This is a genomic window from Microbacterium sp. X-17 (assembly GCF_039615055.1).
In genome coordinates, this window is the sequence record NZ_JBDHNI010000001.1 from 88,520 (window position 1) to 113,941 (window position 25,422).

Here is a 25,422-nt window from a genome sequence, read left to right on the forward strand (position 1 = left end):
CCCGCTGATTTGGCCCGAATGGTGGGATTCACGCCGCGAAAGCAGCCATTCGGCACGAAAGAGCCTCAGGCGACGTGCGTGCGAGCCACCAGCGGCACCCCCGGCCGGTAGGCGAGGTGCACGTACGAGGGCGCGTCGAGCACGACGTAGTCCGCCCGCGCTCCTGGGCGCAGGTGCCCGACGTCCTCCCGGCGCAGCGCCTCCGCGCCGCCGAGGGTCGCGGCCCGCAGCGCCTCCGCCACCGTCATCCCCATGTCGCGCACCGCGACCGCGATGCAGAACGGCATGGATGACGTGAACGACGAGCCGGGGTTGCAGTCGCTCGCCAGCGCCACGCGCACGCCGGCGTCGATGAGGCGGCGAGCGTCCGGGTACGGGTGCCTGGTGGAGAACTCGACGCCGGGCAGCAGGGTCGCGACCGTCCGCGAGCCGGCGAGCAGCGACACGTCGCGGTCGGTGAGGTAGGTGCCGTGGTCGACGCTCGCGGCGTCCAGTTCGACGGCCAGCGCGACGCCGTCGCCCGGGCCGAGCTGGCTCGCGTGGACGCGCACGCCGAGTCCGCGGGCGGCGCCGGCCTCCAGGATGCGCCGGGACTGCGGCACGCTGAACGCGCCGGTCTCGCAGAACACGTCGACCCAGCGGGAGTACGGCGCGCAGGCGTCCAGCATCGGGCCGGTGACCAGGTCCACGTACGCCTCGGGGTCGGAGGCGTACTCGGCGGGCACCACATGCGCGCCGAGGAATGTGGTCTCCTGCGTGACCTCGCGGGCCAGCCGCAGGATGCGTGCCTCGTCCTCCACGGTCAGTCCGTAGCCGCTCTTGATCTCGAAGGTCGTGGTGCCCTGCGCGTGCAGCTCACGAACGAAACCGGCCAGGCGGCGGCGCAATTCCTCGTCGGAGGCCGCCCTCGTCGCCGCGACAGTGCTCCGTATGCCGCCGGCGGAATACGGCCGGCCGGCCATCCGCGCCTCGAACTCCGCCGAGCGGTCGCCGCCGAAGACGAGGTGCGTGTGGCTGTCGACGAAACCGGGGATCACGGCCGCGCCGCCCGCGTCCACGACCTCGTCGGCGTCTCCGCGCGGCGCCGCCGACGCGGGACCGGTCCACTCGACCCGCCCGTCCACCTCCAGCAGGGCCGCGTCGGGGAGGATGCCGAGCGGTCCGGGGTGGGCGGGATCCAGGGTGACGAGTTCGCCGATCCCGGTCAGCAGCGTCGCGCGGGACATCAGGCGACCGGTCCCGAGGCGCTCGCCTCGGCCATCGGGATGCGCAGGCCGCGCTCCCGCGCGACCTCCGCCGCGTGCTCGTATCCGGCATCCACGTGCCGCATCACGCCGGTGCCCGGGTCGTTGGTGAGCACGCGCTCGATCTTCTGCGCGGCGAGCGGGGTGCCGTCCGCGACGACCACCTGGCCGGCGTGGATGCTGCGGCCGATCCCGACGCCGCCGCCGTGGTGCAGCGACACCCAGGTCGCGCCGGAGGCGGTGTTGAGCAGCGCGTTGAGCAGCGGCCAGTCGGCGATCGCGTCCGAGCCGTCCTTCATCGACTCGGTCTCCCGGTAGGGGGAGGCCACCGAGCCGGAGTCGAGGTGGTCGCGGCCGATCACGATCGGGGCGGAGAGCTCGCCGGAGGCGACCATCTCGTTGAACTTCAGCCCGGCGAGGTGGCGCTCCTTGTAGCCGAGCCAGCAGATCCGGGCGGGGAGGCCCTCGAAGTGCACCTTCTCGCCGGCCTGGGTGATCCAGCGGCGCAGCTTGTCGTCGTCGGGGAACAGCTCCAGGATCGCGCGGTCGGTCGCGGCGATGTCCGCCGGGTCGCCCGAGAGCGCCGCCCAGCGGAATGGGCCGCGGCCCTCTTCGAACTGCGGCCGGATGTAGGCGGGCACGAAGCCGGGGAAGGCGAACGCGCGGTCGTAGCCGCCGAGCTGGGCCTCCGTGCGGATGGAGTTGCCGTAGTCGAAGACCTCGGCGCCGGCGTCGAGGAAGCCGACCATGGCCTCCACCTGCCTCGCCATCGACAGGCGCGCCGCGATGGTGAACGCCTCGGGGTCGGCGGCGGCGCGGTCGTGCCACTCCTCGACCGTGACGCCCTCGGGGAGGTAGCTGAGCGGGTCGTGCGCGCTGGTCTGGTCGGTGACGATGTCGATCGGTACGCCGCGGCGCAGCAGCTCGGGGAAGACCGTGGCGGCGTTGCCGACCAGGCCGACCGAGAGGGCGCGGCGCTCATCCTTGGCGGCGGTGACGCGGGCGATGGCGTCGTCGAGGTCGTCGGTGAGCTCGTCCAGGTAGCCGTGGTCGACGCGGCGCTGCAGGCGGGAGCGGTCGACATCGACGATGAGGACGGCGCCGCCGTTGAGGGTGACCGCCAGAGGCTGCGCGCCGCCCATGCCGCCGCAGCCGCCGGTGAGGGTGAGGGTGCCGGCGAGCGAGCCGCCGAACCGCTTGTCGCCCACGGCCGCGAACGTCTCATACGTGCCCTGCAGGATGCCCTGCGAGCCGATGTAGATCCAGGAGCCGGCGGTCATCTGGCCGTACATGGTGAGACCCAGCGCCTCCAGGCGGCGGAACTCGGGCCACGTCGCCCAGTCGCCGACCAGGTTGGAGTTGGCGATGAGCACGCGCGGCGCCCACTCATGCGTGCGGAACACGCCGACCGGCTTGCCGGACTGGACGAGCAGCGTCTCGTCGGCCTCCAGGTCGCGGAGGGTGGCGACGATCGCGTCGAACGCCTCCCAGCTCCGCGCGGCGCGGCCGGTGCCGCCGTAGACGACCAGGTCGTCGGGCCGCTCGGCCACCTCCGGGTCGAGGTTGTTCATCAGCATGCGCAGCGGCGCCTCGGTCTGCCAGCTCTTGGCGCTGAGCGACGTTCCCCGCGGCGCCCTAACCGGTCGCGATCCCTGCATGTCGTGCTCCTTACGTTGGTGACCATCCGTTCCGGAGTTGTGTACGCCTCGCCTCGGCGTGTCGCGTACATAACTCCGGGAGAGATGGAGGGGTTAGTGGAGGGGGGTGGTGGCGGAGGCGGCTGCGACGGCGGCGCCGGAGGCGACGAAAGCGACGGCGGCCTCGATCTCGGGGGAGAGGTGGCGGTCCGGGCCGGGTCCCGGGACGGTCGCGCGCAGCGCCTCCGTCACGGCGCCGGTCGCCGGGCCCTGGCGCAGCGGGGCGCGAAGGTCGGCTCCGCGGGAGGCGGTCATCAGCTCGATCGCGAGCACCCGGGTCAGGCCGTCGATCGCGCGACGCAGCTTGCGGGCGGCCGCCCAGCCCATCGAGACGTGATCCTCCTGCATCGCGGACGACGGGATGCTGTCCGCCGACGCGGGCACGGCCAGGCGCTTGAGCTCCGACACGATCCCGGCCGCCGTGTACTGCGCGATCATCAGGCCGGAGTCCACGCCCACCTCGTGCGCGAGGAACGGCGGCAGCCCCTGGTTGCGCGCCGGGTCGAGGAACCGGTCGGTCCGCCGCTCCGACATGCTCGCCACGTCAGCGACCACGATCGCGAGGAAGTCGAGCACGTACGCGACGGGCGCGCCGTGGAAGTTGCCGTTGGACTCCACGCGCCCGTCCGGGGTGAGCACCGGGTTGTCGATCGCGGAGGCCAGCTCGCGCTCGGCGATCATCGTCGCGTGGGCCACGGTGTCGCGGGCGCCGCCGTTCACCTGCGGCGAGCAGCGCAGAGAGTAGGCGTCCTGCACGCGCGTGCACTCAGGACCCTTGTGGCTGGCCACGAGCGGGGAGTCCGCGAGCAGCGCGCGCAGGTTGGCGGCGGAGACCGCCTGGCCGGCCTGCGGACGCAGCTGCTGGAGGTCCGCCGCGAACACGGCGTCGGTGCCGAGCAGCGCCTCCACGCTCATCGCCGCGGTGATGTCGGCCGTGGTGAGCAGGGCGGCGAGGTCGTGCAGCGCGAGCGAGAGCATCCCGAGCATCCCGTCGGTGCCGTTGATGAGCGCGAGGCCCTCCTTCTCGGCGAGCACCACGGGCTCGATGCCGGCATCCGCGAGCGCGTCGGCGGCCTCCACGAGCCGTCCGTCGACGCGCACCTGGCCCTCGCCCATCGCGGCGAGCGCGCAGTGCGCCAGCGGCGCGAGGTCGCCCGAGCAGCCGAGCGAGCCGTACTCGCGCACGAGCGGGGTGATCCCCGCGTTGAGCAGCGCGGCGTAGGTCTCGACCGTGCGGCGCTGGGCGCCGGTGCGGCCGGTCATCAGCGTCGCCAGGCGCAGCAGCATGAGGGCGCGGACGACCTCGCGCTCGACCTCCGGCCCCGACCCGGCCGCGTGCGAGCGGACGAGGGAGGCCTGCAGCTGCGCGCGGCGCTCCTCGGGGATGAACGTGGTGGCCAGCGCGCCGAAGCCGGTGGAGATCCCGTAGTGCGGCTCGACGTCGTCGGCGAGCGCTTCGATGATGGCGCGGGAGGCCTGCACGGCGTCGAGCGCGGCGACGTCGAGTCGCACAGGCGCGTCGTGCCGGGCCACCGCGACGACCTCGGCGATGGTGAGCGGGCGCGCGCCGACGGTGACGGTTGCGGCGCCGGCGTCGGCGCGGGAGGTGGTTGCGGGGGTGGAACCGGTGGTGAAGGCGGACATGCTCCGATCATGCGCCGGAGGCCGTCCGGCGCGCCCGGGGGTTAGGCTCATCGGTGTCCGGGATACCAGACAGGAGCGTCCATGAGCAAGGTCCCCGCGGCGGAGAACACCCTGCGCGTCCTCGCCTACCTCGCCACGCAGCGCGGCCCCGTGCCCGCCGCCGGGATCGCCTCCGCCCTCGGCCTCCCGCGCTCGACCGTCTACCACCTGCTGACCGTGCTGACCGAGCACGGCTTCGTGCTGCACTTCCCGGAGGCGCGGCGCTATGGGCTCGGCGTCGCCGCCTACGAGCTGTCGAGCGGGTTCTCCCGCCAGCAGCCGCTCAGCCGGCTCGGCCGGCCCATCGTCGCCGCGCTCGTGGACGCGATCGGGGAGTCCGGCCACGTCGCGGTGCTCCACGGCAGGGACGTCGTCTACATCGTGGAGGAGCGGGCGCCCCGGAGGCCGCGCCTCGTCACCGACGTGGGCGTCCGCCTCCCCGCGCACCTGACGGCAAGCGGCCGCGCGCTGCTGGCCTCGCTCCCCGCCGGGCAGCTGCGGGCGCTGTACCCGGACGCCGACGCGTTCGAGGACCGCACCGGCGCCGGCCCGCACTCGTACGCCGAGCTGCGCCGGTTGGTCGCGGAGGCGCGCGAGCGCGGCTACGCCACCGAGGACGGCGACGTGACGCCCGGCTTCGCCTCCGTCGCCGTGTCGGTGCGCGACCACGCCGGCTGGCCGGCCGCCGGGATCGCCGTCACCTTCCCCCGCGAGAACATCCCGCCCGCCGACTGGGACACCCTCGCCGACCGCGTCCGCGACGCCGCCGCCGAGCTCTCCCGCCGCATCCGCGGCGCCCAACCCCCGAGACGTGGCAAGGCGCGGGCATACCCGTGCCGCTTCACGCGCCAAGTCACGTGTCGATGGCTATTGGAGGGTGACGGTGGTGGAGTGGGATGTGCCGTCGCGGAGGTAGTCGACCGTGACCTCGTCGCCGGGCTTGCTGGTGACCTGGATGGCGGTGAGCACGTCGATGTCGGTGGCCGGGTTCCCGTTCACGGCGGTGACCACGTCGCCGACCCGGAGGCCGGCCTGCTGCGCGGGGCCGCCGGAGACCACCGACTGCACGAATAGCCCGCCGTCCACCCCGAACGCGGCCGCCGCGGCAGGCGGGATCGGCACCACGATGAGCCCGGCGTCCGGATGCGTGACCTCGCCGTGCGCGATCAGCTCGTGCGCGATCGGCAGGGCCAGCGACTCCGGCACGGCGAATCCGATCCCGACGCTGCCGGTGCTCGCCTGGCCGTTGGAGCCGGGAACGGTCGCGATCGCCGTGGGGACGCCGACGAGGCGGCCGGCGCAGTCGACGAGCGCGCCTCCCGAGTTGCCCGGGTTGATCGACGCGTCGGTCTGGATGGCCCCGGCCAGGATGGCGTTCCTGTCGTCGTCGCTCGGCACGGGGACGGTCCGCCCCAGCGCGCTGACGATGCCGGCCGTCACGGTCGAGGAGAGGCCGAGCGGGGCGCCGAGCGCGACCACGGGCTGACCGACGCCGAGCGAGCCCGAGTCGCCCGTCGCGATGACCGGCAGCGGCTCGTCGTCCTTCACCTTGATGACGGCCAGGTCGGTCTTCGGGTCGCGGCCGGTGAGCTCGGCGGGGAGCTCGTGGCCGTCGCTGAACCGCACCGCGAGCTTCGCGCCGGACGCCGCGTCCGAGATGACGTGGTTGTTGGTGAGGATGTAGCCGTCCTCCGTGATGATCTCGCCGCTGCCGTTGCTCGACCCGCGCGGGCCCGTGACGGCGATGGTGACCACGCTCGGGAGCACGTCGTCCGCGACCCGGGCGGCGTCGCAGGTGCCGCTGCGGCCGGCCGAGATCGCGGCGAACGCGAAGGCTCCGGCGATCGTCCCGCCGGCGATGAGGACGAGTGCGCAGCCCAGGACGAGGAGTGCGATCGTCCAGCCCCGCAGGGTCGGCCTCGGCTGACGGGTCGGCTTCCGCTCGGGGGTGGTCTCTTGTTCGGTCACGGTGCCCCCTCCTGGACGGTGGCGCCAGGCTAGCGGCCCGATGCGGCGGCGAGAAGGGGTGTTCTCGCCCGCTCGGGAGGCCGCTACCCTTCGGGCATGGTGAGATTCCTGATCCGTGCGGCGATCTTCGTGGTCACCGCGGCACTGGGCCTGCTGGTGGCCTCCTGGGTGCTTCCCGGGTTCCACCTCGACTGGGAGGGCTTCCTGGTCGCCGTGCTGGTGTTCGCGGTGGCGCAGAGCATCCTGGCGCCTTTCATCTTCAATCTCGCCCGGAAGTACGCGTCCGCGCTGCTCGGCGGGATCGGACTCGTGTCGACGCTCGTCGCGCTGCTGGTCGCCTCGCTGCTGCCGGGCGGCATCCGGGTGGACGACGTCCTGACCTGGATCCTGGCCGCGCTCGTCGTCTGGGTCGTGACGGCGCTCGGCGGCTGGCTGCTGCCGCTGATCTTTCTCAAGAAGAAGGTGGCGCAGCGCACCTGAGGCCGGTCAGAGGTCCTTGGCGTAGCAGACCGAGTGCGGGTCGCCCACGTAGTCGCCGAAGTTCGGGATGCGCGCGTAGCCGCGGCGCTCGTACAGCGCGATCGCGGCGTGCTGCAGCGGGCCGGTCTCCAGTTGCAGGGTCGCGACGCCGTCGCGGACGGCCTCGGCCTCCACTGCGCCGAGCAGGCTGCCGGCCAGCCCGTGGCCCCGCGCGTCCTCGTGGACGAACATGCGCTTGAGCTCGGCGCTGCCGTCGGTCTTCCGGACGAGCGCGGCCATGCCGAGCGCCGTGCCCTCGTCGTCGCGGCCGACGAACACCGTCACGCCCGGACGCTCCAGCTCCGAGATGTCGAGCAGGTAGCAGCTCTCTGCCGGGTAGAGCGCGAAGGTGAACTCGTCGCTCAGGCGCAGCAGCTCGGCGACGCCGGGGGAGCGGGCGGGCTCGGCGGACACGCGGGTGGTCATGCGGCGATGCTAGCCAGCCGCTGTTTCACGCACGTTTCGTCTCGTGCTCAGCTCCCGGAGCGCGCCTTCTGCCGGCTGATCCCGCGCGCCACCCATTCGAGCCGGCGCAGCGCCTCCCGGTTGCGCACCCACAGGATCGGGTCGGCGATGAGGGCCGGGATGCGGGCGGCGATCCCGGTGATCGCGTGCTCCTCCATCCTCACCAGGCAGCCCTTGCCGCGCGGCTGCACCTCGATGACGACGCGCTCGGTCCCGACCGGCCGGGTCTTGGCCTCCAGCACGAACCGCCGGGGCGGGTCCCACTCCTCGACCGTGGTCTCGTCGTTGAGGACGAACGGCCAGACGCCGATGGAGTGGTGCAGCCGGGAGCCCGGCGACGGGAAGCTGCCGTCCGCCCCGCGCAGGCGGGACGCGCCGACCACCCAGGTGGGGAAGACCCACGGGTCGGCGAGGGCGGTGAAGACCTCGTCGGGTGTGCAGGCGAAACGGCGGACGTTGACGGACATCAGGCGATCTCCTCTTCGATGAAGCCGGTGGTCTGGTTGAAGCCGCTCGCGGGTGCGCTCGGCGCCGCGGCCGGGCCGTCCGGAGACAGTGACGGCATCCGGGTCACCCCGAACTCGTGCCGCAGCGCGCTGCGGGCCGCGTAGTAGCCGGCCAGCCCGTGCACGCCCGGCCCCGGCACGGCGGAGGACGAGGCCAGGTACAGCCCGCGGCCCGGCATCCGCCACGGGTCGGCCGACAGCACCGGCCGCATGACCAGCTGGGAGAGGTCGGGCATCCCGGAGGAGATGTCGCCGCCGATGTAGCTGGGGTTGTAGCCCTCCAGCTCGTGCGCCGTGCGGGTGGTCTTCGCGAGGATCAGGTCGCGGAAGCCGGGCGCGAACCGCTCGATCTGCGCGATGACCGCCTCGCTGCGGTCCGAGGTCGAGCCGCGCGGGACGTGCGTGTACGCCCACAGCACGTGCTTGCCGGCGGGGGCGCGCGACGGGTCGAACAGCGTGGGCTGGGAGACGAGCACGTAGGGGTCATCGCTCTCCCGTCCGGCGGCGACCACGCGCTCGGAGCGGGCGATCGCGCCGCGCTCGCCGCCGAGGTGGACGGTCGCGGTCTCCAGCAGTTCGGGGTTCGTCCACGGCACCGGGCCGGACAGCGCGAAGTCGATCTTGAAGACGCCGTTGCCGTCGCGGAACCCGGCGACGCGACGCAGGTAGTCGGCGGGCAGGAGGTCCTCGCCGAGCCGGGCGGCGATGGCGACGTGGGTGTCGAAGAGGACGGCGCGCGCGTCGGGCAGCTCGCCGAGCGACGTGACCTCCGCGCCGGTGACGACCTCGCCGCCGTGCGCTCGGAGGTCGTCGACCATGGCGTCCGCGATGGCCTGCGAGCCGCCGACCGGGATGGGCCAGCCGCGGGCGTGCGCGTAGGTCGCGAGGGCGAGGCCGGCGCCCGCGGCGGCGAGGCTCGGCAGCGGCAGCGTCGCATGCGCGATCACGCCGGTGAGGAGAGCGCCGGGCTTCGGCGTGCGGAACGGCAGGTCCCACCACGGGCCGCCCTGGGACAGCGCCGCGAGCCCGAACCGCGCGGCGACGAGCGGATTCCGCGGCACCTGGAGGAGCGAGGACCCGGTGAACTGCGCGACCGCGTCCGCATTGCGCGCGAGCGGGCCGAGGAGGGCGCGCCAGGCGGGGCCGTCCGGGCCGAGCGCGTCGGCGGTGCGCTCCAGGTCGCGGTAGGCGACGGCGACCTCCCCGCCGGGCAGCGGATGCCCGTAGGAGGCCGACGGGGTGATGAACGGGACGCGCTCCGTCAGCCCGAACTTCCGGAAGAACCCCGACGCGAACGCCAGCGGGTGCACCGCGGAGCAGATGTCGTGGCGGAACCCGGGGAGGGTGATCTCCTCCGTCCGCACGCCGCCGCCCGGCGTCGCGTTGCGCTCGTAGACGTGGACGCTCAGCCCCGCCCGGGCGAGGGTGACGGCGGCCGCGAGCCCGTTGGGGCCGGACCCGATGACGATCGCGTCGACGGAGGACATGCCCCATGTATACCCCGGCCGCCGCGGCCCGGGAGGGGGTTGCGGATCGGCAGCGACTTCCCAGGCGCGATCCTGTATCGTTGGGAGGTCGGCTCTTGACACCGCGCCTTTTTGTCGCGCGGATGGGTTTGTAAGTCAAGCGGGCCGGTTCCGCAACCAGACGGTTTCGCGGATTCATCACGATGTGAACGGCCCCAGGCGATGTCTGCCGGGGATTCTCCGGTGCGCTTCAGCGCGCCGCCGCGCATTTCAGAGAAAAACCCAGGAAGAACACGCATGCCCCCGTACAAGAAGAACAACGACCGACGACCGTCGCAGTCCGGCGCGCCGAAGGGCGCAGGCTCGCGCAGCCCGAAGCACCGCGGCTACCGCGAGGAGACTCCGGGCGCGAAGAACCGCTGGACCGCCGAGGACCGCGCCGCCCGCGGCCGCGACACCTACGGCAGCCGCGGCGACGCCCGTGGCGCCGAGCGCACCGGCCGTGGCGAGCGCCCGAACTGGGAGCCCCGCGGCAAGGACGCCCGCCGCACCGAGCGCGAGTGGGACAGCCGCGCCAACGCCGGCCGCCGCGAGGACGACCGTCCGCGCCGCAGCTTCGACCGCGACGACCGCGCGCCGCGTCGCCAGTTCGACCGGGACGACCGTCCGCGTCGTGACTTCGACGACCGCGCCCCGCGCCGGGACGTCGGCGACCGCCCGCGTCGCGACTTCGACCGGGACGACCGCGCCCCGCGCCGCGACCAGGACGACCGTCCGCGTCGCAGCTTCGACCGGGACGACCGCGCCCCGCGTCGCGATTTCGGCGACCGTCCCCGCCGCGACTTCGACCGTGACGGCCGGGCACCCCGCCGCGACTCCGGCGACCGCCCGCGTCGCTTCGACCGGGACGACCGTGCCCCGCGTCGCGATTTCGGCGACCGCCCGCGCCGCGACTTCGACCGGGACGACCGTGCCCCGCGTCGCGACTTCGGCGACCGTCCCCGCCGCGACTTCGACCGCGACGAGCGCGCCCCGCGCCGCGACTCCTCCTTCTACCCGTCGCGCGACGAGAAGCAGGCGTTCACCCCGCAGGACGACGTCGTGCTCGAGCGCCTGGAGGCCGACGCCATCCAGGCCGCCGACGTCGAGGGCGTGACCTTCGCCGACCTGGGCCTCGGCGGCAACGTCGTCCGCGCCCTGGCCGAGCTCGGCGCCGAGACGCCGTTCCCCATCCAGGCCGCCACCGCCCCCGACGTGCTCGCGGGCAAGGACGTCCTCGGCCGCGGCCGCACCGGCTCCGGCAAGACGATCGCGTTCGGCGCCCCGCTGGTCGAGCGGCTCATGCAGCTCTGGGCGGAGTCCGGCAAGTCCGGCGGCAAGCGCCAGCTCGGCCGCGCGCCGCGTGCGCTCATCCTCGCGCCGACCCGCGAGCTCGCCCTCCAGATCGACCGCACGGTGCAGCCCATCGCGCGCAGCGTCGGCCTGTTCACCACGCAGATCTACGGCGGCGTGCCGCAGGGCCGCCAGGTCGGCGCCCTCCAGCGCGGCGTCGACATCGTGATCGGCACCCCCGGCCGCATCGAGGACCTCGTGGAGCAGGGCCGCCTCGACCTCAGCCAGGTCGTCATCAGCGTCCTGGACGAGGCCGACCACATGTGCGACCTCGGCTTCCTGGAGCCGGTGCAGCGCATCCTGCGCCGCACCGCCGAGGGCGGCCAGAAGCTGCTGTTCTCCGCGACCCTCGACACCGGTGTGGCGCAGCTCGTGGACGAGTTCCTCGTGGAGCCGTCCGTGCACGAGGTGGCGGGCGAGGACCAGGCGTCCTCGACCATCGACCACCGCGTGCTCGTGATCGAGCACCGCGACAAGCCGGCCATCATCGAGCAGCTCGCCGACCGCGAGGGCAAGACGCTGATCTTCGCCCGCACCCGCGCCTTCGCGGAGATGCTGGCCGACCAGCTGGACGACGCCGGCATCCCCGCCGTCAGCCTGCACGGCGACCTCAATCAGTCGCGCCGGACGCGCAACCTGCACCAGCTCACCAGCGGCCGGGTCAACGTGCTGGTCGCGACCGACGTCGCCGCCCGCGGCATCCACGTGGACGACATCGACCTGGTCATCCAGGCCGACGCCCCGGACGAGTACAAGACCTACCTGCACCGCTCGGGCCGCACCGGCCGCGCCGGCAAGCAGGGCACGGTCGTCACGCTCATCCCGCGCCACCGCCAGCGCCGCATGAACGAGCTCCTGGAGCGCGCCGAGATCGAGGCCGACTTCGTGCCGGCCATCCCGGGCGACCAGCTGATCACCGACCTCGCGGTCGCATCCGCCGAGGCCTGACTCGAAGCCCCCGCACCCGTGGCTCACGCCGCGGGTCCGGGGGCTTCGTCGTCGCACGAGACGGCTGATTCTCCGCCGTCTCGACGGATTCGGGCCTACTTTGAGCCGTCTCGCGTTAGTTCGACTCGTGGGTGAGTTGGGCTAGGGCGTGGTGGGCTAGGGAGGCCATGCGGGGGTTGTCGTCGGAGGAGGTCGCCAGGGCGCTGGCCACGGTGACGGCCCAGCCGCGGGCGCGGAGCCAGGTGGCGCGGTCGGGGGCGACGGGGAGCGCGGCGCGGAACCGCTCGCGCGCGTCGCCGTCGAAGGTGAGCCACGCGGTCGCCAGGTCGGTCGCCGGGTCGCCCGACGTGACGTCGCCGAAGTCGATGACCGCCGCGAGGCCGCCCTCCGGGGTGAGCAGCAGGTTGCCCGGGTGGAGGTCGCCGTGCAGGAGGAGCGGAGGCCCGTCCCAGACGGGCGCCGCGAGCGCCTCCCGCCACGCCTGCTCCAGCGCCGCGACCTCCATGCGGCCGGACAGCGACCGCAACCGGGTCGCCACGACCTCCCGGCGCGACGCCAGCGGAACCCCTCGCACCGGGTTGTGCGGGGCCTCGGGCGCGGGCACGGCCAGCTCGCCGACGAACTCCGCCAGTGACGCGGCGATGCCCGCCCGCTCGTCAGCGCCGACCGACGCCCCGTCGACGCCGTCGATCCACTCGACGACGCTCCACGGCCACGGGAACAGATCGGACGGCACCCCGACCCGGACGGGGGCGGGGACCGTCGCATGCACGCGCGCGGCGATTCCCGGCAGCATCTGCTGCTCGTGCTCGATCAGGTGCGCGGCGACCTCCCGCCGCGGGATGCGGACGGCGTACGCGTCGCCCAGCCGGTAGAGCTGATTGTCCCACCCGTCGGACACGAGCCGCAGCGGCCCGGCCAGGTCGGGATGCTGCGCGGCCACGAGCGCGGCGACGAGCTCGGCGTCGGTGGGGATGTCGGCGGGCGGGGTCAGCGGCACCGGAGCAGCCTAGCCGCCCGGCCGGACCCCACGCACCGCCCACGCGCGCGCCATCAGGGCGATCGACCCGTCCGCCTCACGCGGCAGCGTCTTCTCCAGCCGCGCCCGCAGCGCCTCGCGTGCCGAAGCCTCCAACGACATCGCATAGGCCGGCGCTGGCCCCTGGCCGCCCAGGAACGGCGTCCAGTAGTCCTCGAAGTCCGCGAACACGGTCGGGATGTCGATCGCCGTCGTCGCGACCTCGGCGCAGCCCGCCAGGCCGAACAGGGCGGCGAGGGCGTCCGGCCGGGCCAGCGGGAAGCGAGGGCCCTCATCGAGCCGAGAGGCGGCCGGGTCGAGGGCCGCGGCCGCGTCCCAGAACCGGCGCATCAGGTCCATGCGGCCGGCGTAGTCCCAGACGTAGGCCGCGACGGTCCCGCCGGGGCGCGCGACGCGGAGGGCTTCCTGGACCGCCGCGCGGGGCGCCGGCACGAAGTTCAGCACCAGTGCGGAGACGACCGCGTCGGCGGAGGCGTCCCGGAGCGGGAGTCCGGCGGCGTCCCCCAGGAGGAACGTCGCGCGGTCGCCCAGCCGCTCACGCGCCGCCGCGACGAACCCCTCGGCCGGGTCCACCCCGACGACCGAGGCGGGTGCGCAGCCGTCGAGGATCGCCGCCGTAAGCGCGCCGGTGCCGCAGCCGACGTCCACCCAGCCGAGCCGCTCCGCGGCGCTCAGCCAGTCGAGGAACAGCGGCGCGACGCGGCGGCTCCAGCGGCCCACGTACTGCTCGTACGGGTCCCCGCGCCCCCACATCCCGGCCACACGCACACCCTAGCGCCGCGGCCGTCGTACCGACCACGCATGGTCGCTGCGTACTGATATCCAAATGCGCAGCAAACCCGCGTTGCGCCGCGAAATCGTGCTGAAGTCGTGTGTCAGCATTGGTGCGGAGGCCCCATGACTACCGACCCCGCCCGCACGACCGACCCCGCGCGCATGCACAGCGTCACCGACGACACCACCGAGCTCGTCGACCTCGTGCTCGACTACTCCCGCCGCCGCATCCTGGCGACGGACACGCCCCTGGACAAGCCGCTGCCCGAGTCCGAGCTGCGCCGGCTGGCCGGGCGCACCGTCTCCGAGACCGGGATGGGCGCCGAGCGCGCACTCGCCGTGTTCGAGCACGTCCTCGCGCCCGCGTGCATCACCACCGACCACCCGCGCTACCTGTCCTTCATCCCGACCGCGCCCACCAAGGCGGCGACGGCGTTCGACCTCGTCGTGTCCGCGAGCGCGGTCTACGGCGGGTCGTGGCTGGAGGGCTCCGGCGCCGTCTACGCCGAGAACCAGGTGCTGGCCTGGCTGGCCGCCGAGTTCGGCCTCCCGGCGACCGCGGGCGGCGTCTTCGTGCAGGGCGGCACCCTCGGCAACCTCTCGGCGCTCGTGGCCGCCCGCGACCACGCCCGCAGCGAGCGCGGCAACCCGGCGGGGAGCTGGATCATCGTCTGCAGCGCGGAGGCGCACTCCTCCGTCGCCTCGGCCGCGCGCGTCATGGACGTGGAGGTCGTGACGGTCTCGCCCGGCGAGTCGGGCGTCCTCACCGGCGACGCGGTGCGTCCGGCGCTCGCCGAGCACGGCGGCGCCGTCTTCGCGGTCGTCGCGACCGCCGGCTCCACCAACTTCGGGATCGTCGACGACATCGCCTCCATCGCCGCACTGAAGGACGAGTTCGACTTCTGGCTGCACGTGGACGGCGCCTACGGCCTGGCCGGGATGCTGTCGCCGCTCGCCCGGCCGCGGTTCGCGGGCGTCGAGCGTGCCGACTCGCTCATCGTGGACCCGCACAAGTGGCTGTTCGCGCCGTTCGACGCCTGCGCGCTGCTCTATCGCGATCCGGAGCAGGGCCGCCGCGCGCACACGCAGCACGCCGAGTACCTCGACACGCTCACCGAGGCGACCGAGTGGAGCCCGTCGGACTACGCCGCGCACCTCACGCGCCGCGCCCGCGGGCTGCCGTTCTGGTTCTCGCTGGCCTCGCACGGCGCCGCCGCCTACCGGGACGCCGTCACGGCCTCCCTGCAGCTCGCCCGCCGCATCGCGGACGAGATCGACCGCCGGGAGGGCTTCCACCTCGTGCGCAAGCCCCAGCTCTCGGTCGTGGTCTTCGAGCGCGAGGGCTGGAGCAAGGAGGACTACGCGCTCTGGTCCGCCCGCCTGCTGGACGAGCAGCGCGCGTTCGTCACGCCGAGCTCGCACGCCGGCCGGACGAACACGCGGTTCGCGATCCTCAACCCGCTGACGACGTTCGAGGACCTCGTGGAGATCCTGGACTCGATGGAGGGCTGAGTCTCCACCGGACATGACGAAGCCCCCGCCGGACGGCGGGGGCTTCGTACTTCCGGGGGTTTCGTCTCAGACGATGTCGTCGTCGACGCCGCGTCGGGTGACGCGGTCGCCGGTCACCGGGTCGACGGCCGTGCGCGTCGTCGCGATGGTGCGGCGGCGACGGGTCAGCAGGATGATCCCGATGATGATGCCGACGACGCCGGCGATCATCAGGATGTACCCGACCAGGTGGAGGTTGATCCAGTCGACCTGGATGTTGAGGGCGAACGCGAGGATCGCTCCGATCACGAACAGTACGATTCCGGTGCCCAGACTCATGGAGACCTCCCTTATACGCGTCGGCTGCCGGTCAGCAGCCGCACGAGCCAGACGATCACTGCCAGAACGAGCAGGATGATGCCGACCCAGAGCAGGAAGTTCAAGGACGACACGAAGCCGCCGGTGAGCAGCAGGATGATCGCGATGATGGCGACGATGATGAGCAGGATGTTCATGGAGGGGTTGTCCTTTCCTTGACGCGCTCCACGGAACAACTGTTTCGGTTGTCGAACAATCCCCTTGACGTCAGGGTCTTTCCGGCCTATTCGCGTGTCGCTCCGCGCTGATGCCGTCCACGGTTCGCCGCATCTTCGTGAGGAACCGGGTCACCGTGCGGGCCTCCTCCTCGCTCAGCTCGGCGGCCTCCGCGGCGATCTGCTCCTGTGCGATCTTCAGCGGGCCGGTCTCGCCGAACGCCGCGCGCGTCGGCACGAGGTCCACCGACCGGCGGTCGGCCTCGTTCGTGCGGCGCTCGATGTACCCTCCCGCGACGAGCCGGTCGATCAACGCCGTGGTGGAGGCGCTGGACACGCCCACGTAGGCGCTGACGTCCTTGGCGGATGTGCGGCGCCCCGCTGCGGCATTGTCGAGGATCAGGCGCAGCGCGAGGAAGTCGTTCTCGCCGATGCCCATGGCCGCTCCTGTGCGCCGCCGCATCGCGGTCTCCGCCGCCCGATAGACCTGGAGCGCCTCGAGCACGCCGGTGTCCGGCGGGGGCTCCTCGGATGGTTCGGTCACTCTTGCCAGTCACGCCCCACCTGTGCGATCACGCAACGGGAGACGGCCGGATTTTCGGCGGATTCACGGCATGCCGGAGAGCGCGTATGCTCGGGCAGTGCTTCCCGACCCGCTCCTCCTCGATCGCTACGAGCTCCGCGATCGGCTGGGGCGCGGCGGGATGGGGACCGTGTACCGCGCGTTCGACCGCCAACTGGAGCGGTTCGTCGCGGTCAAGGTGTTCGCAGCAGGGGAGGCCAGCGACGACGCCCGCCGGCGCGCGGAGGCCACGGCCCTCGCCCGGGTCTCGCACCCGAACCTCGTCACGCTGCTCGACGCGCACCTCTCGGCCGAGGGGGACCCGTCCCCGAGCTTCCTCGTGATGGAGCTGGTCGACGGCGAGGACCTCCGCTCGCGACTCGACCGCGGACCGGTCGCCCCCGAGGAGGCCGCGGCGATCGCCGGAGGCATCGCGGAGGCCCTGGTCGTCGTCCACGGCGCGGAGATGGTCCACCGCGACCTCAAGCCCGCGAACATCCTGCTCGCCGACTCCGGCGTGCCGGGCGGGATGCCGCACGCGAAGCTCGCCGACTTCGGGATCGCCCACCTCATCGGCACGGAGCGGCTGACCACGGCGGGCACGATCATCGGCACCGCCGGCTACCTCAGCCCGGAGCAGGCGGACGTCGAGGAGCCGGGGCCGGCGGCCGACATCTATGCGCTCGGGCTCGTGGCGCTGGAGGCCCTCACCGGCGTGACCGAGTACCCGGGGACCCCGCTGGAGGCCGTCACGGCGCGCCTCGCCCGCGACCCGCGCATCCCCGCGTCGCTGCCGGAGGACTGGCGCGGCCTGCTCGGCGCGATGACCGCGCGGGACCCGCGGGTCCGCCCCACCGCGTTGGAAGTGGCGGTCATGGCGCGGGAGCTCGCCCCGCAGCTCGCCGGGTGGACGCTTCCGGTGGCGGAGGTGCCGGGCGAGCTCGAGCCGACCGCCGCGATGCCCGCGGCCGAGCTCGGCGGAGGGGCGCTCGCGGGCGCCGCGGAGTCCTCGCCCCGGCGCTCGGCCCGGGCCGCCGAGAGCGGGGCGCGGCGACGCCGGATCCTGGTGGGGGCGATCGCCGGCGGGAGCGTCGTGATCGTGGCTCTGGCGTTGTCCCTGGGCAGTATGCTCGCCCCGGCCTTCACGGAGCCGACGCCGGCCGGGACGGGGAACACACCCCGTCCGACTCCGACCGTCACCGGCCCGGCGCAGACCGTCGCACCTGCGGCGACGACCGCCCCGGCGCCCGCGGCCCCGGCTCCCGCGCCGCCGGCCCCCGCCCCGAACCAGGGCACAGGGAACAGCGGGAACGGCAACGGGAACGGGCACGGCAACGGCCACGGAAAGGGCGGCGGCTGAGCGCTGCGCCTTAACGCCGCCCGAGTCCCCGGTACTCCCACCCCGCGCCGGTCCACGCCTCCGGATCGAGCATGTTGCGGGCGTCGATGATGCGGCGGCCGGATACGAGCGTGGCCGTCCGCGCGGGGTCCAGCTCCGTGAACTCGCGCCACTCGGTGAGCAGGATCACCAGTTCGGCGCCCGCGAGCGCCTCGTCCGCGGAGTCGACCGTCACGAGCTCCGGGTCGCGGGCGCGGGCGTTGGCCGCCGCGTGCGGGTCCGCGGCCACGACCTCCGCTCCCGCAGCACGCAGGGCGCACGCGACGTCGAGCGCGGGGGAGTCGCGGACGTCGTCCGAGTCCGGCTTGAACGCCAGCCCCAGCACGGCGATGCGGCGGCTGGCCGGAGCGGAGCCGAGCAACTCCTCGGCCAGTTCCACGACGCGGGCGCGGCGGCGCAGGTTGATCCTGTCCACCTCGTCCAGGAACGCCACCGTCTCGGCCAGCCCGAGCTCGACGGCGCGCGCCTGGAACGCCCGGATGTCCTTCGGCAGGCAGCCGCCGCCGAAGCCGACGCCCGCGTTGAGGAAGCGCCGCCCGATCCTCGCGTCGTGACCGATCGCATCCGCGAGCTGCGTCACGTCGGCCCCGGTGGCCTCCGCGATCTCCGCCATCGCGTTGATGAAGGAGATCTTCGTGGCCAGGAACGCGTTCGCCGCGACCTTGACCAGCTCCGCCGTCGCCCAGTCGGTCACGATGAGGGGGGTGCCGTCGCGCAGCGGCTTCTCGTAGACCTGCGCGAGCGCCGCGGCTGCGGGGTCGTCCTGGGCTCCGGCCGCTACCCCGAACACCAGCCGGTCGGGGGTCAGCGAGTCGGCGACCGCGTGCCCCTCCCGGAGGAACTCCGGGTTCCAGGCGAGCGTCACGCGCGGACCGTCACCGCCGACGGTCGCCGAGAGCCGCTCGACGGTGCCGACCGGGACCGTCGACTTGCCGACGACGATGTCGCCGTCCTTGCCGTGTGCGAGCAACTGCGCGAACGCGGCGTCGACGTATGCGAGGTCCGCCCCGGCGCCGCCGGAGACCTGCGGCGTGCCGACGGCGATGAAGTGGAGGTCCGCCGAGCTCAGCGCCGCGGGGTCGGTGCTGAATCGGAGGCGGCCGCTGCGCAGCCCGGACAGCAGGAGCTCCTGCAGCCCCGGCTCGAAGAAGGGCGCCTCGCCCCGGGAGAGCCGCGCGACTTTCGCCGCGTCGACGTCGACGCCGACGACGTCGTGCCCGAGCTCGGCCATCGCGGCCGCGTGGACCGCTCCGAGGTAGCCGCAACCGACAACGGAAAGTCTCACCAGGTCGTACTCCTTGCTGGGCCGGCGCGGGCGCCGCTCGATGTCAGGGGACGGCGCCCGCGCCTCATTCGCCGCCGGAGGGGATGGGCGGCGGGCCTGCGCTCCGTTTCCGATTGGACGTCGCGCTGTCTGAAATTCTGTGCTTTACCAGGAGTCCTGGCAAGTCCGGCGCGCGGATTTCACCTGTTCGCGTCTTGAATCTCACCCTCGCCTCGCCTCCCCGATCCCCCGTCACCCCCGACCTCGAATCGGGTGAAAATGACACACGCGGCGTGTGGCCTCTATTATGTTACCTGCAGATGTCAGGTGAATCACGAGATGAAGGGACTGATGACGTGCGTGCGATCCTCCGCGGACTGGCCTTCCGCTCAGCGGTATCCGGCGTGAAGGGGCTGCCAGCATCGCCTGTGGCGCTCCGCCGGGGGCGCGCACCGGGGACAAGGGGGTTTCATGACGATCTCGGGGGGAACCGATGGGCACGACGAAGGTGAATTCGAACACGCCGCGCATCACGATCCAGCAGGCAACCGGCTCGCTCTCAATCACATCGAGCCAAAGGAGTCAGGTATGACGATCACGACCACATCCGAGGCGTCGCTCGTGGACGGCCGCACCGACGGTGAGTCGCCACGGCTGCCGCGACTCTCGCGCTACACGATCGACCGGCCGGCGCTGGCCGCCCGCCTTGACCGCGCGCTGCGGGAGCAGGCCACGGTGGTGCGCGCTCCGGCCGGGTACGGCAAGACGTCCCTCGTCCGCAAGTGGCTGGAGAGCCCGGGCGGCGCGGCACGGGCCGCGGCCGGCTGGATCGACCTCGAGCTCGTGACCGGAGGGGTCGGGGACTTCTGGGGCGCCGTCCGCACCGAGTTCGACCCCCAGGGGGCCGACGAACGGTGGGCCGCCGACCCCGTCGCCGCGGCGCAGGACACCATCGCCGGGTATCCCGGCACCGTCGTGCTCGTCCTCGACGGGTACACGCGGAGCTGGGACGGCCTGCTGTCCGCCGAGCTGGTCCAGATGCTCCGCCGGACTCCGAACCTGCACCTCATGGTGCTCACCCGCGCGCTGACCTCCTTCGAGGCTCCGGGCCTGGCGGCCGTGCTCGACCTCGTGGTCGTGCAGAACGACGACCTCGCCTTCGACCGGGAGGAGCTCGACGACGTCGTGCGCGCGCTCGGCCTCGACGTCGAGCGGCGCATCCTCGACCACGTGCTCCGGCAGAGCCGCGGCTGGCCGCTGGCCGCCCGCGCGATGGTCCGGATCTTCGACGACCCGCGGTCCGCGCTCGCCGAGCCCGTCGCCGTGCGCGCGCTCGAAGACATCAGCGCGACGGTGGCCGCCGAGCTGCTGGCTGCGGCGCCGGTCGGCGACGACGGCCGTCTCGGCCTCCAGCGCGCGGCGGTCGCCCCCTACCTGTCGCCGCACATCGTCGAGCGCATCGGCGCGGACGAGGCGGGCGACGCCCTCGGCGACGCGGAGACAGCCGGCCTCGGCGTCTGGACGTACGCGCGGGGACAGGGCCGCCTGGTCTTCGAGCTGCTCGACCCGGTGCGCGTGGCGCTGCGCTCGCAGCTCGACGCGGCGTCCCCGGGCGAGGGCGAGCGGCTCGCCGCCGAGCTCCTCGACGTGCTGGAGGCGAACGGGGACTCCCTCGCCGCCCTCCGTCAGGCGCTGCGCGCGAACGACCTCGCCGCGGCCGAGACGATCATCGCCCGCAACTGGACCTCCTCGTTCACCGAGGACGCCACGGACTACCTCGACGTGCTCGGCGGTGTGGAGCTCGGCGCGATCCGGTCATCGGCCATCCTCCTGACCGTCACCGGACTGCTCCGCGAGATCGCCGGGCGCGACGCGACGGGCGCGCTCGACTACTATCAGGCGGCCGCGGAGCCGCAAGCTCTGCGCGGCAGGCGGCTGGAGCCGGTGCGCCAGTACTGGACGGACCTCGCCAGCATGATCGCCCTCCGCAAGGTGGGGCGCCTCGCGAACGCCGAGGACTTCCTCGGCCCGCTGTCGACGCCGGACCCTGGCGTCTCCGTCCCGCCGCTGGCGTGGCTGGAGATGGGCCTCACGCAGCTCCGGCTCGGCCGCGAGCTGGAGGCCGTGACCTCCTTCGAGCGCGCGGCGATCAGCGTCTCGGACGACCCGGACCTGCACGTCTTCGCGTCGGGGGCCGCCGCGTTGGCGCACGCCCTGCACGGCGAGCTGGACCGGGCGAAGGCCGTCGCCGAGCGTCTCGGCTCGCACCGCTACGGCGACCGGCCGCTCGCTCCGCGCGCGTTCGCGCCGCTGGCGATCGCGCGGCAGCTCATCGCGACCGAGCTGCCGGCGTACGCCGACACCGGCGCCGACGGGGAGGCTGCCGCCGGCGAGGTCTCGTCGTGGCCGCCGAGCGCGGCCGTCGACGTCGGCGAGCTGCACAGCTACGCCGCCTACGCGGCCGCCCTGCACGCGCTCGCGGCCGGTGAGCTGGAGGAGGCCCAGCAGGTCATCGACGGGGAGCTGCTCAGCAAGGGCACGCACACGCCGAGCAACACCGAGAGCGCCCGTTTCGTCGCCCTGAGCGCCGACCTGCTGATGTCGCAGGGCAACCTGGTCGCCGCGCAGAAGCTCATCAAGGCCTTCCCGGACGGCACGAACGCGCTGCGCCCGGTCGCGGCACGGCTGCTGCTGATGTTCCGGGAGTACCGGAGCGCGCAGCTCCTGGCGGAGACGGTGCTGGCGGAGAGCCCCGGACCGCGGACCCGGGTGGAGATGCTGCTCGTCCAGGCCGAAGCGCTGGCCCGGCTGAAGAGCGCGCGGGCGGCGACGATCCGGCTGAACGCGCGGCAGCTCGCGGAGGCGAACGGCCTCCTCACCCCGTTCGTGCTCACGATCGAGGGCCAGGTGTCGCCGCTGCCGTCGGCCGCCGCCGCCGACTGCGAGGGGATCGACGCGGCGCTGGCGCGGATCACGCCGCTCTTCTCGGAGTCGGCGATGGCCGCGCAGCTCACCCAGCGGGAGCGGATCGTGCTCGACCGGCTCCAGTCGACGGCCAGCCTCGAATACATCGCCCGCTCGCTCGTGGTCTCGATCAACACGGTGAAGACGCAGACCCGCAGCATCTACCGCAAGCTCGGCGCCAACTCCCGCGAGGAGGCCGTCCGGGTCGCGTACGACCTGGGGCTGCTGCGCCCGCGGCTGCCGATCGGGCGCAACCGCTACGAGGGCGACGACAGGATCGCCTGACCGGGCGAGCGGCGCGTCAGCGCTGCTGACGCGCAGGGGCCGCGCTGACGATCTGGATCAGCGCGGCCCTCAGCGCGTCCGGGTCGTCGACCGTGGGGAAGACCTCGTCCTCCAGGCCGCGCACGGCCTCGAAGGCTGCGTGACCGCGCTCGGTGATGGACACGATGTGCCTGCGCCGGTCGGCCGGGTCGGGGAGGCGGATGACCAGGCCCTCGCGCTCCAGCCGGTCGACCGTGCGGGACATGGTCTGCGCCTCCACCTGCGCGAAACGGGCGAGGTCGGTCTGGGAGTCGAAGCCGAGCTCCAGGAAGTGCAGCGCGATGAGGCCGGCGTGCGTCAGGCCGCGGGTCTCCAGGGCCTCGTACCAGGCGCGTTCGACGGCACGGGAGGCGGCGCCGAGCAGGCGGCCGAGCGGCCACCTGTCCGGCTCGTGATCGCCGCGCTCGTGGTTGCGCGCCTGGTCGGCCCGAGCGGGCTCGCCTGGCGTCGCATCCCCGGGCATCGTGGCCTCAGTCGGTCCCGGCGTCGAACGCGGCGCCCTCGGAGGACGCGTCGATCTCCCGCGACAGCGCGTCGTCGGATCCGCTCACGTCGAGCTCCAGGATCGAGCGGGCGCTGCCCTCCTCCAGCTCGCCGACGAGTTCGCCGGTCGGGCCGCCGATGAGGCCGGAGGCCGCGTACTGCTCCAGGCGCGAGCGCGAGTCGGCGATGTCGAGGTTGCGCATGGTGAGCTGGCCGATCCGGTCGGACGGGCCGAAGGCGGCGTTGCCGACGCGCTCCATCGAGAGCTTGTCGGGGTGGTAGCTGAGCGACGGGCCCGTCGTGTCGAGGATCGTGTAGTCGTCGCCGCGGCGCAGGCGCAGGGTCACCTCGCCGGTGATCGCCGACCCGACCCAGCGCTGCAGGGACTCGCGCAGCATGAGCGACTGCGGGTCGAGCCAGCGGCCTTCGTACATCAGTCGGCCGAGGCGGCGGCCCTCGTTGTGGTAGTTGGCGACGGTGTCCTCGTTGTGGATCGCGTTGAGCAGGCGCTCGTAGGCGATGTAGAGGAGGGCCATGCCCGGGGCCTCGTAGATGCCGCGGCTCTTGGCCTCGATGATGCGGTTCTCGATCTGGTCGGACGCGCCGAGACCGTGGCGGCCTCCGATCGCGTTGGCCTCCAGCACGAGCGCGACCGGGTCGGTGAACTCCACGCCGTTGAGCGCGACCGGGCGACCCGCCTCGAAGCGGACGGTGACGGTCTCAGGGGCGACCTCCACGTCTTCGCGCCAGGCCGCGACGCCCATGATCGGGTCGACGATGTCGAGCCCGGCGTCCAGTTCTTCGAGGCGCTTGGCCTCGTGGGTGGCGCCCCAGATGTTGGCGTCGGTGGAGTACGCCTTCTCTGTGGCGTCGCGGTACGGGAAGCCGCGGGCGACGAGCCACTCGCTCATCTCCTTGCGGCCGCCGAGCTCCTCCACGAACGCGGCGTCCAGCCACGGCTTGTAGATGCGCAGGCGGGGGTTGGCGATGAGGCCGTAGCGGTAGAACCGCTCGATGTCGTTGCCCTTGTACGTGGAGCCGTCGCCCCAGATCTCGACGTTGTCGTCCATCATGGCGCGCACCAGCATGACGCCGGTGACCGCGCGGCCGAGCGGCGTGGTGTTGAAGTAGGTCTTGCCGCCGGAGCGGATGTGGAAGGCGCCGCACTGCAGCGCGATCAGGCCCTCCTCGACCAGCGCGCGCTTGGCGTCGACCAGCCGGGCGACCTCCGCGCCGTACTCCGTGGCGCGGCCGGGCACCTCGTCGATGTTCGGCTCGTCGTACTGACCGATGTCCGCCGTGTAGGTGCAGGGGATCGCACCCTTCTCGCGCATCCAGGCGACCGCGCAGGAGGTGTCGAGACCCCCCGAGAACGCGATGCCGACTCGCTCACCGACCGGAAGACTGCTCAAGACTTTGGACACGGGTTAAAGCTTAGTGCGGGCGTGGGCGGCGATTTCCTGCTCAGTGCCCTTCGCTCAGCCCGGGATGCACCCCGGCCGTGTACCCCGCTGCGGCCACGAGGCGGGTCAGAGTCGCCACCAGGGCCTCCCGCTCCTGTGTGCTGAGCGGCCCGAGCATCGTCTCCTCCAGCTCGTCGGCGATGCGGTCGCCCGTGGCGAGGACATCACGGGCGGCGGGGGTGAGGTGAATGGCGTAGGCGCGGCGGTCGTCCGGGTGGCGGCGGCGCTCGACCAGGCCGCGGGCTTCGAGGTCGTCGATCAGGCCGACCATCGAGTTGCGGTGCAGGCCGAGCGCGGTGGCCAGCTCCTGCTGGGTGCGGCCCTCCTGGCGGGCGAGCTGCGCCAGCACGCCGAAGCGGTTGGGGGTGATGCCGAGCGGGGCGAGTGCCGCCGTGAAGCGCTGGGCGCTCTGGAGGCCGAGCTGCGAGAGGAGGAAGCTCGCGCGGGTCTCGAGCGCGGTGAACTCGCGTGCGTCGTCTGGTGCCGGCATCCCGATATCGTACCAATCAGTGATTGCACATCACTGTGATTATCACTTACCATGCCGATATGAGACTCACCATCTTCGGCGCCAGCGGGCGCACCGGCTCCGAGCTCGTCCGGCAGGCGCTGGAGCGCGGCGACGACGTGACGGTCGTCGTGCGGCGGCCGGCGTCCTTCGACCCGCGCGTGACCGTCCGCGTGGTGCCCGACTTCGCGGACACGGCGGCGCTGCGGGAGGCGATCGACGGCGCCGACGCGGTGCTGTCGGCCATCGGGCCGCGATCCGGGAAGGACGCGCCGATCGCGGCTCCCGCCACGCGCGCGATCCTGGCCGCGCACCCGGCGCGATTCGTCGTCATCAGTGCCGCGCCGGTCGCCCCGCCTCCGCCCGATGACAGCTTCATCAGCCGCCGGATCGCGATCCCGATCGTGGAGCGCGCGCTGCGGCCGGTCTACGACGACCTGCGCGAAATGGAGGCGGCGCTCGCCGCGTCCGACAGCGCGTGGACGGCGTTCCGGCCTCCGCGGCTCACCAACGGGAAGGCGACGGGGCGCTACCAGACCCGCGTGGGAGCCAGCGTGCCGCGCAGCTTCCGCGTGTCGCGGGCCGACCTCGCCGCCGCGATGCTCGCGTCCCTCACCCGCCCCGAGACCGAGCGCGCCGCCGTCGGCGTCGCCGGCTGAACCGCCTCCGCACTTTCGTGGGGGATGGGGCCGTTTGGGGCCCCACAGTGGGCCGGCGGGCCGCGCCGGGG

22 protein-coding genes and 1 pseudogene are annotated in these 25,422 nt (G+C 73.2%); 7 read left to right on the forward strand and 16 right to left on the reverse strand.

The genetic code is table 11. The features are described from left to right. Positions 1 to 65: 65 nt before the first annotated feature. From hutI to hutH, 3 genes are all read right to left on the reverse strand, one after another. Positions 66 to 1,226 (reverse strand): imidazolonepropionase, encoded by a 1,161-nt coding sequence (gene hutI / locus ABCS02_RS00425; RefSeq protein ID WP_345833636.1) that lies wholly within the window; start codon positions 1,224 to 1,226, stop codon positions 66 to 68. Then, on the reverse strand, positions 1,226 to 2,902 hold the full coding sequence (gene hutU, locus ABCS02_RS00430; RefSeq protein WP_345833637.1) for a urocanate hydratase: 1,677 nt from the start codon (positions 2,900 to 2,902) through the stop codon (positions 1,226 to 1,228). The genes hutI and hutU overlap by 1 nt, the downstream gene beginning before the upstream one ends. A 93-nt stretch (positions 2,903 to 2,995) precedes the next feature. Next, positions 2,996 to 4,585 carry a histidine ammonia-lyase gene (gene hutH, locus ABCS02_RS00435; RefSeq protein ID WP_345833638.1) on the reverse strand — a complete coding sequence of 530 codons (1,590 nt, stop codon included), beginning with the start codon at positions 4,583 to 4,585 and terminating at the stop codon, positions 2,996 to 2,998. An 81-nt stretch (positions 4,586 to 4,666) separates the two neighbouring features. On the opposite strand from hutH, the pseudogene ABCS02_RS00440 reads away from it, so the two are divergent. Beyond that, positions 4,667 to 5,422: pseudogene (locus ABCS02_RS00440) on the forward strand (IclR family transcriptional regulator); the annotation flags it as partial. 69 nt (positions 5,423 to 5,491) lie between these two features. On the opposite strand, the gene ABCS02_RS00445 reads toward ABCS02_RS00440, so the two are convergent. After that, positions 5,492 to 6,592, reverse strand: a complete 1,101-nt coding sequence (locus ABCS02_RS00445; protein WP_345833639.1) for a trypsin-like peptidase domain-containing protein — start codon at positions 6,590 to 6,592, stop codon at positions 5,492 to 5,494. Between the two features lie 96 nt (positions 6,593 to 6,688). On the opposite strand from ABCS02_RS00445, the gene ABCS02_RS00450 reads away from it, so the two are divergent. Then, a complete protein-coding gene (locus tag ABCS02_RS00450; RefSeq protein ID WP_345833640.1) occupies positions 6,689 to 7,072 on the forward strand; it encodes a phage holin family protein in 384 nt (127 codons plus the stop codon). A 6-nt stretch (positions 7,073 to 7,078) separates the two neighbouring features. Here ABCS02_RS00450 and ABCS02_RS00455 read toward each other — a convergent pair whose 3' ends face one another. Genes ABCS02_RS00455 through ABCS02_RS00465 form a run of 3 tightly spaced genes read right to left on the reverse strand, consistent with a single transcriptional unit; the run spans position 7,079 to position 9,569 of the window. Beyond that, the gene (locus ABCS02_RS00455; RefSeq protein WP_345833641.1) at positions 7,079 to 7,537 is read right to left on the reverse strand and encodes a GNAT family N-acetyltransferase; all 459 of its coding nucleotides are present in this window, start codon (positions 7,535 to 7,537) and stop codon (positions 7,079 to 7,081) included. Positions 7,538 to 7,584: 47 nt separating this feature from the next. After that, a complete protein-coding gene (locus tag ABCS02_RS00460; protein WP_345833642.1) occupies positions 7,585 to 8,043 on the reverse strand; it encodes an SRPBCC family protein in 459 nt (152 codons plus the stop codon). Beyond that, complete coding sequence (locus tag ABCS02_RS00465; RefSeq protein ID WP_345833643.1) at positions 8,043 to 9,569, reverse strand: NAD(P)/FAD-dependent oxidoreductase; 1,527 nt, start codon at positions 9,567 to 9,569, stop codon at positions 8,043 to 8,045. Before ABCS02_RS00465 ends, ABCS02_RS00460 begins: the two co-directional genes overlap by 1 nt. Before the next feature lie 276 nt (positions 9,570 to 9,845). Here ABCS02_RS00465 and ABCS02_RS00470 point away from each other — a divergent pair, with 276 nt between their 5' ends. Next, the gene (locus tag ABCS02_RS00470) at positions 9,846 to 11,888 is read left to right on the forward strand and encodes a DEAD/DEAH box helicase (RefSeq protein ID WP_345833644.1); all 2,043 of its coding nucleotides are present in this window, start codon (positions 9,846 to 9,848) and stop codon (positions 11,886 to 11,888) included. A 115-nt stretch (positions 11,889 to 12,003) separates the two neighbouring features. Here the strand turns inward: ABCS02_RS00470 and ABCS02_RS00475 are convergent, their stop codons facing one another. Together ABCS02_RS00475 and ABCS02_RS00480 are read right to left on the reverse strand one after the other, a co-directional pair. Next, positions 12,004 to 12,888, reverse strand: coding sequence for an aminoglycoside phosphotransferase family protein (locus ABCS02_RS00475; protein WP_345833645.1), 885 nt, complete (start codon positions 12,886 to 12,888; stop codon positions 12,004 to 12,006). A gap of 9 nt (positions 12,889 to 12,897) precedes the next feature. After that, positions 12,898 to 13,680: a class I SAM-dependent methyltransferase gene (locus tag ABCS02_RS00480; protein ID WP_345835154.1), complete on the reverse strand. Its 783-nt coding sequence runs from the start codon at positions 13,678 to 13,680 to the stop codon at positions 12,898 to 12,900. A gap of 144 nt (positions 13,681 to 13,824) precedes the next feature. On the opposite strand from ABCS02_RS00480, the gene ABCS02_RS00485 reads away from it, so the two are divergent. Next, on the forward strand, positions 13,825 to 15,213 hold the full coding sequence (locus ABCS02_RS00485; RefSeq protein ID WP_345833646.1) for an aminotransferase class V-fold PLP-dependent enzyme: 1,389 nt from the start codon (positions 13,825 to 13,827) through the stop codon (positions 15,211 to 15,213). Between the two features lie 66 nt (positions 15,214 to 15,279). Here the strand turns inward: ABCS02_RS00485 and ABCS02_RS00490 are convergent, their stop codons facing one another. The 3 genes from ABCS02_RS00490 to ABCS02_RS00500 all read right to left on the reverse strand — a co-directional run bounded on the left by ABCS02_RS00490 (position 15,280) and on the right by ABCS02_RS00500 (position 16,269). Beyond that, a complete protein-coding gene (locus tag ABCS02_RS00490) occupies positions 15,280 to 15,531 on the reverse strand; it encodes a DUF6458 family protein (RefSeq protein ID WP_345833647.1) in 252 nt (83 codons plus the stop codon). 11 nt (positions 15,532 to 15,542) lie between these two features. Continuing rightward, on the reverse strand, positions 15,543 to 15,707 hold the full coding sequence (locus ABCS02_RS00495) for a hypothetical protein (protein WP_285115337.1): 165 nt from the start codon (positions 15,705 to 15,707) through the stop codon (positions 15,543 to 15,545). A gap of 70 nt (positions 15,708 to 15,777) precedes the next feature. Next, on the reverse strand, positions 15,778 to 16,269 hold the full coding sequence (locus ABCS02_RS00500; protein ID WP_345833648.1) for a MarR family transcriptional regulator: 492 nt from the start codon (positions 16,267 to 16,269) through the stop codon (positions 15,778 to 15,780). Positions 16,270 to 16,366: 97 nt separating this feature from the next. On the opposite strand from ABCS02_RS00500, the gene ABCS02_RS00505 reads away from it, so the two are divergent. Then, positions 16,367 to 17,647, forward strand: a complete 1,281-nt coding sequence (locus tag ABCS02_RS00505) for a serine/threonine-protein kinase (protein ID WP_345833649.1) — start codon at positions 16,367 to 16,369, stop codon at positions 17,645 to 17,647. Positions 17,648 to 17,657: 10 nt separating this feature from the next. Here the strand turns inward: ABCS02_RS00505 and ABCS02_RS00510 are convergent, their stop codons facing one another. Continuing rightward, positions 17,658 to 18,971: a UDP-glucose/GDP-mannose dehydrogenase family protein gene (locus tag ABCS02_RS00510; RefSeq protein WP_345833650.1), complete on the reverse strand. Its 1,314-nt coding sequence runs from the start codon at positions 18,969 to 18,971 to the stop codon at positions 17,658 to 17,660. A gap of 567 nt (positions 18,972 to 19,538) precedes the next feature. On the opposite strand from ABCS02_RS00510, the gene ABCS02_RS00515 reads away from it, so the two are divergent. Continuing rightward, on the forward strand, positions 19,539 to 22,199 hold the full coding sequence (locus tag ABCS02_RS00515; RefSeq protein WP_345833651.1) for a LuxR C-terminal-related transcriptional regulator: 2,661 nt from the start codon (positions 19,539 to 19,541) through the stop codon (positions 22,197 to 22,199). A gap of 16 nt (positions 22,200 to 22,215) precedes the next feature. Here the strand turns inward: ABCS02_RS00515 and ABCS02_RS00520 are convergent, their stop codons facing one another. The 3 genes from ABCS02_RS00520 to ABCS02_RS00530 are packed head-to-tail and all read right to left on the reverse strand — an operon-like array spanning position 22,216 to position 24,674. Beyond that, positions 22,216 to 22,701: a MarR family transcriptional regulator gene (locus tag ABCS02_RS00520; protein ID WP_345833652.1), complete on the reverse strand. Its 486-nt coding sequence runs from the start codon at positions 22,699 to 22,701 to the stop codon at positions 22,216 to 22,218. Between the two features lie 7 nt (positions 22,702 to 22,708). Continuing rightward, positions 22,709 to 24,145, reverse strand: coding sequence for an argininosuccinate synthase (gene argG / locus ABCS02_RS00525; protein WP_345833653.1), 1,437 nt, complete (start codon positions 24,143 to 24,145; stop codon positions 22,709 to 22,711). 40 nt (positions 24,146 to 24,185) lie between these two features. After that, positions 24,186 to 24,674, reverse strand: a complete 489-nt coding sequence (locus ABCS02_RS00530) for a MarR family transcriptional regulator (RefSeq protein ID WP_345833654.1) — start codon at positions 24,672 to 24,674, stop codon at positions 24,186 to 24,188. A 59-nt stretch (positions 24,675 to 24,733) separates the two neighbouring features. On the opposite strand from ABCS02_RS00530, the gene ABCS02_RS00535 reads away from it, so the two are divergent. After that, the gene (locus ABCS02_RS00535) at positions 24,734 to 25,351 is read left to right on the forward strand and encodes an NAD(P)H-binding protein (RefSeq protein WP_345833655.1); all 618 of its coding nucleotides are present in this window, start codon (positions 24,734 to 24,736) and stop codon (positions 25,349 to 25,351) included. Positions 25,352 to 25,422: the final 71 nt, after the last annotated feature.